Genomic DNA, 6,216 nt, shown 5'->3' on the forward strand with positions numbered 1-6,216 from the left:
CGAGTTATTTACACAAAATTATTGACGCTCCCTTAGGTTCGTGATACATTGGCATAGAAATTATTTGCAAATTATAAGTTTACATCATTTAATTATAGTTACATACTATTTTCCCCCCTCATTCTCTGATATTCCAAAGATAATTTCTACTTTGTTTTGATTTTTGCAGTGATTCACATGACAAAAATGTTCGACTTTTCGATTGTATTTCTTACTTCAATTCATTAATAATGTGATTGTCACTTGTTTCATTTATTTAATCATTAGGAGGGGAAAATTTGAATACTGTTCGTTTGAAAAGAGGACTTTCTACCTTTGACTTGAAAATTTTAGGGATTACATTGATGTTTGTCGATCACATTCATCAAATGTTTTATCCGTTTGGTGTCCCCGACTGGCTGGATTGGTTTGGTAGACCAGTTGCTACTTTGTTCTTTTTTATAAGCGTTGTAGGCTTCTCACATACACATGATAAAAAGAAATATATGCAGCGGCTTTATCTCTCAATGGTTCTTATGGCCTTTTTTACTTATTTTTTAGGTAATATCGTTCATTATGATGAAGTAGTATTAATGAATAACATTTTCAGAGATCTGTTTATTGGTACGGTCATGATGTATGCAATCGATCTTTTCACTGAAGGAAAAAATACAGGAAGTTGGAAAAAGATTGTTACAAGTATTCTCTTATTCATTTTACCAATCTTGCTCTCATTATTTATCCCGTTGTTATTTTCTAGTCCTGTTATCCTTCAAAACAAAGTTGTTTTTATACTGATTACATCATTTTTACCTGCACTGCTTTTGGCAGAAAATAGTTTTATGGTTCTTTTGATTCCTTTGCTTTATTTAGCAAGAAATCATCGTAACATTCAATGTGTCATCATTTCGATTGTTGCTGGAATATTCTTCTTTTTAGGTACGACCCAGTGGATAATGATCTTTTCAATCATCCCAATCTTGCTATATAACGGACAAAAAGGAAAAGGAATAAAATATTTCTTTTATATTTTTTATCCGGCACATATTGCCCTATTATATTTGCTGTCTGCCTTTTTATATAAATACTAGACTGATGAATGACCATTTCGATTCAGTTCCTGTCTTTAGTCTTTTTTACCCATTCCATGTTACAATCGCTTTGCAATCGATCTCAAAAAAGGAAGCAGGAGGGAAAAAGATGAAGCAACTATTACCGTTTTTGACATATAATGGTCAAGCAGAAGAAGCAATCAATTGGTATCACAAAGCTTTTCCTAACTCCCAAATCACTAAGTTGAATCGGTATGGGGATGCGAGCAAAGAGGAATCGGATCTTATCCTTGAAGGTAAACTTAAGTTAGGCAATCAAGTAATTGGATTTTTGGATATGTCAAAAGATTTCCCTGCGCCTGTCTCCACCTGGGCATCTACCATTTTGATTGAAGTAGATAATCAGGAAGAATTTGATCAGGCATTTAATACATTAAAAGATAGCGGAACCGTAATGATGCATGAAAAAAATTACGAAAAGTATACGGAAGTTTGCTGGGTGACTGACAAGTTTGGCTTTACTTGGCAACTGTTATTCTAGTCATGAGATAAAACGAAAAAGCGATAGTTGACTTTCCATATTTAGTGGATGGCAACTATCGCTTTTTCTCTCGAGTAGCATTACTTTTCTAATTTGAATAATTCGTCTAACGCATTGGAGAATGTTGTTATTTCAAAATCTGGAAATTTCTTTTTAAATTTATCAGAATTAAACTTGTTATCATAATGATATCTAGGTAGTAACTCTTTTAGCTCTTGCATATTTTTATTGAATATAGAACCAAGATCAAACATCCATTGTTTGATCACTTTATATTTTACCGGTTTGCACAACTTTTCTTCCATCAACTTTATCATCTCTTCATATGTTCGACTTACATCACAAGGTAGATGCCAAGTTTGGTTATAAGTGTCAGGATGATTTGCTAAAAGTGCCATGGCTTTACTAGCATCAGGTGTCCAAATCAAGGTCCTTAAAGTTTGATCAGAAATTGGTACCAAAGCAGTCTTATCGTCTTTCACTCGGTTAAACAATAAACTGTTTGTAATACTTTGCGTCTTATTAGGTCCATAAAATTCAGGAGCGCGACAAATCATCACATCGATGTCAGGATTCTCCATTTCAGTCACTAGCGGATCTGCCATTTTAGCTCGAACAGTGGATTTGATACCATCATAAATAAATTTGCTATCCTCAAATTGTTCCGTGTCATTTTTTTCGTACATATAAGTGTTATCGAAAAAAACTAATTTCGCCTTTGTTTCTTTACAAGCCTGTATGACATTTTCTAACATGATTTCAAATTTTGTTTTCCACTGTTCGGAGTCCATCGGTAATCCTGCAGCAAAATAAACAATCTCACTTCCTGCTACAGCACGAATAGTTGCCTCACGATCTAAAATATCCGCTGAGATTAGTTCGTCTGTATCGTTGATTGATTTCGGATTTCGACTAACTAAGCGCAACTGTTTCCCGTACGTTTGATTGAGTTCTTTTGCTAATTCGTATCCAATTTGGCCATTACTACCAATAACTGTTTGCATTTAGATAACCTCCTTGATGAATGTTCGTGCTAGTTCTCTTGTTGAATACGGGTTTTGTCCAGTAATCAGATGTCCATCCTTTACCACATGACTCTTAAAGAAACGCTTCTTGATAAAATGTCCTTTTCTCTTTACAGTCATCTCTTCATTATCAAAAGGAACTACTTTGCTTTTCATCGCTAATCGTTCCTCCGTTTTAGTAAAACCAGTCAATTTTTTATTTGCTATTAAATAGTCATTATTAGCAAGTCTGATATTCAATAAACCTGCTATACCGTGGCACACAGATAATACATAGCCATTTGATTCATAAATATCACTCGCTATTTTTTGTAATGCGTTATTTTCTGGAAAATCCCACATCACACCATGTCCTCCGGTAAAGTAAATAGCAATATAATCTTCACTCTTTACGTTTGCAGGAGACAACGTATTCCTCAAACCTTTTTCAATAAATGTTGCATTAGAATAAATGTCCATAACATCAGGATCTAGATTTTTCATACTTCTAGGATCAATCGGCACATAGCCACCTAACGGACTAACAAAATCAGCTTTAAACTGATATTTATAGATTTCTGCTAAAAATTCTACTGTTTCTCCTAGCCAAAGCCCAGTAGCTTTATTTGTTCCTTTATATTGATTGACGTTTGTTTCAACGATCAGAATTTTCTTCACTGTCTTTTAGCTCCTCTATTTCAGTTATTACATCATTCAAAAAATCTCTTAATTTGTATATATTTTTATTTTCGTGTTTTAGATAGTAAAAATTTTTAGTTCCTTCTTCTCTGACCTCTAATAAATCGGCGTCTTTTAAAATTTTCAAGTGGTGTGATACTGCTGGTCTTGATAAACCTGTATCGTCAGTTAGTTCTCCTACTTGCAAGCCATGACAGCTTTTTTCATTTAATAGTCTAATCAAGATTAATTGTCTCTTTGCGTCACCTAACGCTGCTAAAAAACCACTCAATGATTCTAGTTCTGTTTTTAAACGATCATGTCTAATCATTGTAGCTCACCTCTTTAGTTTATATGTTTAAACCATTAAACTATATTTGGTAAAATATGTAAATTCCTTTGCTCAGAAAAGTATCTTCTTTATGATTTGACGGTTTCAGAAAAAAATATCAAAGCAAGTAAAAACTGAGTAACAGAAAATAAACAAACTAAATCAAACAATAGTGTTAAACTTAATCAATGAACGAAAAAAATCCCTCACCTAATATTACAGTGAAGGATTTTTTCTACCAACATAAACAAAAAAACCACCTCATATGAGGCGGTTAACGTTCAACATTATTTTACGATATTTACTGCTTGAAGACCGCGTTGACCTTCTTCAATATCATAAGTAACTGCTTGGCCTTCATCTAAAGACTTAAAGCCTTCTCCTTGGATTGCTGAAAAATGAGCGAACACGTCATTTCCATCTTCACCAGTGATGAAACCAAAACCTTTATCTGAGTTAAACCATTTTACTGTACCTTTATTCATATATATTTCCTCCTGATACGTATATAATACGTGTTTTATTGCAATTAATATTACTTGGTAAAAGGAGTTTTTATAGTGTGAATATATCGCTCAGATTACGTTTCAAATTAGATTACTTATTTACTGTAACACGTATATAATACTAACACAAGGATAATCACTCGATATAAAGTTTAAAAGATGTAAAATTTCAGAAAAATCACAACAATTGTTTAATGAACGAGTATGATCTCCGATTAAAAATCTCATATCTATCTACTTTCTTTTTGTTCTTCGTTAACTACTTACTTTTTCAACCTGAATGATGGCCGGCAATACAATTGCTCGCAATTTTATCCGCTGCTTCTGTAGGAACACCGTATTTTTTAAACTTTGCTTTTATTTCAGTTAGTTCCGGTTTTCTGACTTTTTCCATTCTGGTGTGTTTGTAGTCCATTCGGAACTATTATCCTTAATATTTGGTTATTAGTTGATAAAGTGCTATTATCCTAATTGACATAAGACGATATGGGAGATGATACGGTGGTCACATTTAGCATGCTTTTATTTTGGATTCCAGTCTGTATTGGTATCAGCTCTTTTTTTTACTTCACTAAACGTTCTAGAAAAACAGTTATATTAATGCTTTCTTTTCTTCCTACAGCAATTTTTATCATAAAAATAGTGAAATATACATTTTATCAATCGCTTTCAGCATTATTTTTTTACGTAGTTGGGTTGTTTTTATCACTTATTCTTTTCATCATTGTTTTGCGATATCTTTATAAGAATGATTAATTATTATACATCGAAATGATTCTTGTTATCCTTAATGCTATTTTTTTAGATTTCAATTTTTTATAAATATTTTAGGTCTTGCTCTTATCTTATTTTCTAGCAATATTATAAAATTGATTGGTAACTTTCTAAAAGACGATCACTAGTTGATTGTCTTTTTTTCTGAATGTCTATGTAACTAAAAAATAAAAAAGAAGCTGTTTATCTTTTCACCTAGCGATAGTCGCTAAACTTTCCTTACCTTATTTTCTCTTCAGCAAAAAAATGGATAGAAACAAAAGTATCATGTATAATTAAATTAAAATTAAAATAATTAGAGAAGGTGAAATTATGGATGAATTCCAAATGATAAAAAGTACTCTTATGTCTATAAAAGAATATGTATCGATGATAAGTAGCTTTCCTAATGAAAGTGATAGAAACAGTGTAATAAGACAGTTTAATATTCAGTTTATAGGAAAAGAATGTAAAAAAGTTATTTCTATAGAGATTGCTAATTATTTAAAATTAGAAAATAGTATATTTAACAAATATATTCAAGAAATTGCCAAAGAACTCCACATCAAATTAGAAGGACTCCATAAGGTAAATTCTGCTACTTCGGAAGCTGATGCGTATTATATCTATCTTTGACAATAAGTAATTGATGTGTTTTAAATATTCGTAACTCCGATGTTTATAAATTAATAGACAGCAACGGAAATAGTAAAAACAAGGATGTGAATTTCAACTCTTCATAATTGTTCTTACTATTTTTCAACCGTTGCTGTCTATCGCATTTCATCATTCTTTCAATCCGAATTAATTAGGGTACTTTATCGGCATATCTAGTATTAAACCGTCTATACCATGACTACTAGCGTAACATCTGTCTTTTATTTTCATTCCGCTCCCTCCCATTGACGAGCATCATTTTATATAGAAATCCAAGCTTACGAATAACCTCACTTGCAATAGCAACACCCTGACTTGCCACTTTATATACTTCTTCTGTAGAAACTCCGTATTCTTTTTCAAATGTTGCCTTCAGTACGTTCGATTCTTGTTTACTCGATTTATTCATTGCCGTTTTTCCAATTCTCATTAATCAATAACATTTTAAGTCGATTTTCTGAACTTATGTATCAATGATCATATAGCTTGAAACCGTTCTTATTATACTGTAGTAATCTACGTATCTAAGCAACCCTTCATTTTTGTATAAGTCTTTTATTACCGACTCCCCCCTTCAATCTCATTTATATCTCATAATCAATGAATAATGATAAGATAAATATATTGCAAAAGAGAAAAAATAAAGGGGATATAACTTTGTTATTTATTAGTAAAATTTTATTGAGAGTGTAAAATATTTTGTGTAAATAGAAAA

General features: G+C 31.9%; 10 protein-coding genes. 4 read left to right on the forward strand and 6 right to left on the reverse strand.

Translation table 11 applies throughout. From position 1 onward, the window contains the following. The first annotated feature begins 278 nt into the window (after window positions 1-278). Window positions 279-1,070 carry a TraX family protein gene (locus tag HMPREF2961_RS01530; RefSeq protein WP_002314937.1) on the forward strand — a complete coding sequence of 264 codons (792 nt, stop codon included), beginning with the start codon at window positions 279-281 and terminating at the stop codon, window positions 1,068-1,070. A 109-nt stretch (window positions 1,071-1,179) separates the two neighbouring features. Continuing rightward, complete coding sequence (locus HMPREF2961_RS01535; RefSeq protein ID WP_002314936.1) at window positions 1,180-1,572, forward strand: VOC family protein; 393 nt, start codon at window positions 1,180-1,182, stop codon at window positions 1,570-1,572. 80 nt (window positions 1,573-1,652) lie between these two features. On the opposite strand, the gene HMPREF2961_RS01540 is transcribed toward HMPREF2961_RS01535, so the two are convergent. From HMPREF2961_RS01540 to HMPREF2961_RS15560, 5 genes are all read right to left on the reverse strand, one after another. Beyond that, complete coding sequence (locus HMPREF2961_RS01540; protein WP_002314935.1) at window positions 1,653-2,576, reverse strand: NAD-dependent epimerase/dehydratase family protein; 924 nt, start codon at window positions 2,574-2,576, stop codon at window positions 1,653-1,655. Further along, a complete protein-coding gene (locus HMPREF2961_RS01545) occupies window positions 2,577-3,254 on the reverse strand; it encodes a type 1 glutamine amidotransferase domain-containing protein (RefSeq protein ID WP_002314934.1) in 678 nt (225 codons plus the stop codon). Next, a complete protein-coding gene (locus tag HMPREF2961_RS01550) occupies window positions 3,232-3,585 on the reverse strand; it encodes an ArsR/SmtB family transcription factor (RefSeq protein WP_002314933.1) in 354 nt (117 codons plus the stop codon). Before HMPREF2961_RS01550 ends, HMPREF2961_RS01545 begins: the two co-directional genes overlap by 23 nt. A 287-nt stretch (window positions 3,586-3,872) precedes the next feature. Then, entirely contained in the window at window positions 3,873-4,070 is a 198-nt protein-coding gene (locus HMPREF2961_RS01555; protein WP_002291933.1) for a cold-shock protein, read from the reverse strand. 292 nt (window positions 4,071-4,362) lie between these two features. Then, window positions 4,363-4,485: a hypothetical protein gene (locus HMPREF2961_RS15560; RefSeq protein ID WP_256277954.1), complete on the reverse strand. Its 123-nt coding sequence runs from the start codon at window positions 4,483-4,485 to the stop codon at window positions 4,363-4,365. Between the two features lie 107 nt (window positions 4,486-4,592). On the opposite strand from HMPREF2961_RS15560, the gene HMPREF2961_RS15565 reads away from it, so the two are divergent. Both HMPREF2961_RS15565 and HMPREF2961_RS01565 read left to right on the forward strand, forming a co-directional pair. Then, window positions 4,593-4,847 carry a hypothetical protein gene (locus HMPREF2961_RS15565; RefSeq protein ID WP_002306574.1) on the forward strand — a complete coding sequence of 85 codons (255 nt, stop codon included), beginning with the start codon at window positions 4,593-4,595 and terminating at the stop codon, window positions 4,845-4,847. Window positions 4,848-5,177: 330 nt separating this feature from the next. Next, on the forward strand, window positions 5,178-5,480 hold the full coding sequence (locus tag HMPREF2961_RS01565) for a hypothetical protein (RefSeq protein ID WP_002313710.1): 303 nt from the start codon (window positions 5,178-5,180) through the stop codon (window positions 5,478-5,480). Between the two features lie 223 nt (window positions 5,481-5,703). On the opposite strand, the gene HMPREF2961_RS15280 is transcribed toward HMPREF2961_RS01565, so the two are convergent. After that, on the reverse strand, window positions 5,704-5,910 hold the full coding sequence (locus HMPREF2961_RS15280; protein WP_165393975.1) for a hypothetical protein: 207 nt from the start codon (window positions 5,908-5,910) through the stop codon (window positions 5,704-5,706). Window positions 5,911-6,216 lie beyond the last annotated feature (306 nt).

The organism is Enterococcus sp. HMSC076E04 (assembly GCF_001814285.1).
Classification (GTDB): domain Bacteria; phylum Bacillota; class Bacilli; order Lactobacillales; family Enterococcaceae; genus Enterococcus_B; species Enterococcus_B lactis.

Bases quoted from the DNA above. Each gene is read 5' to 3' on its own strand.
- HMPREF2961_RS01540 (WP_002314935.1), bottom strand. From the start codon at position 2,576: ATGCAAACAGTTATTGGTAGTAATGGCCAAATTGGATACGAATTAGCA.
- HMPREF2961_RS01550 (WP_002314933.1), bottom strand. From the start codon at position 3,585: ATGATTAGACATGATCGTTTAAAAACAGAACTAGAATCATTGAGTGGT.
- HMPREF2961_RS01535 (WP_002314936.1), top strand. From the start codon at position 1,180: ATGAAGCAACTATTACCGTTTTTGACATATAATGGTCAAGCAGAAGAA.
- HMPREF2961_RS01565 (WP_002313710.1), top strand. From the start codon at position 5,178: ATGGATGAATTCCAAATGATAAAAAGTACTCTTATGTCTATAAAAGAA.
- HMPREF2961_RS15280 (WP_165393975.1), bottom strand. From the start codon at position 5,910: ATGAATAAATCGAGTAAACAAGAATCGAACGTACTGAAGGCAACATTT.
- HMPREF2961_RS15560 (WP_256277954.1), bottom strand. From the start codon at position 4,485: ATGGAAAAAGTCAGAAAACCGGAACTAACTGAAATAAAAGCAAAGTTT.
- HMPREF2961_RS01555 (WP_002291933.1), bottom strand. From the start codon at position 4,070: ATGAATAAAGGTACAGTAAAATGGTTTAACTCAGATAAAGGTTTTGGT.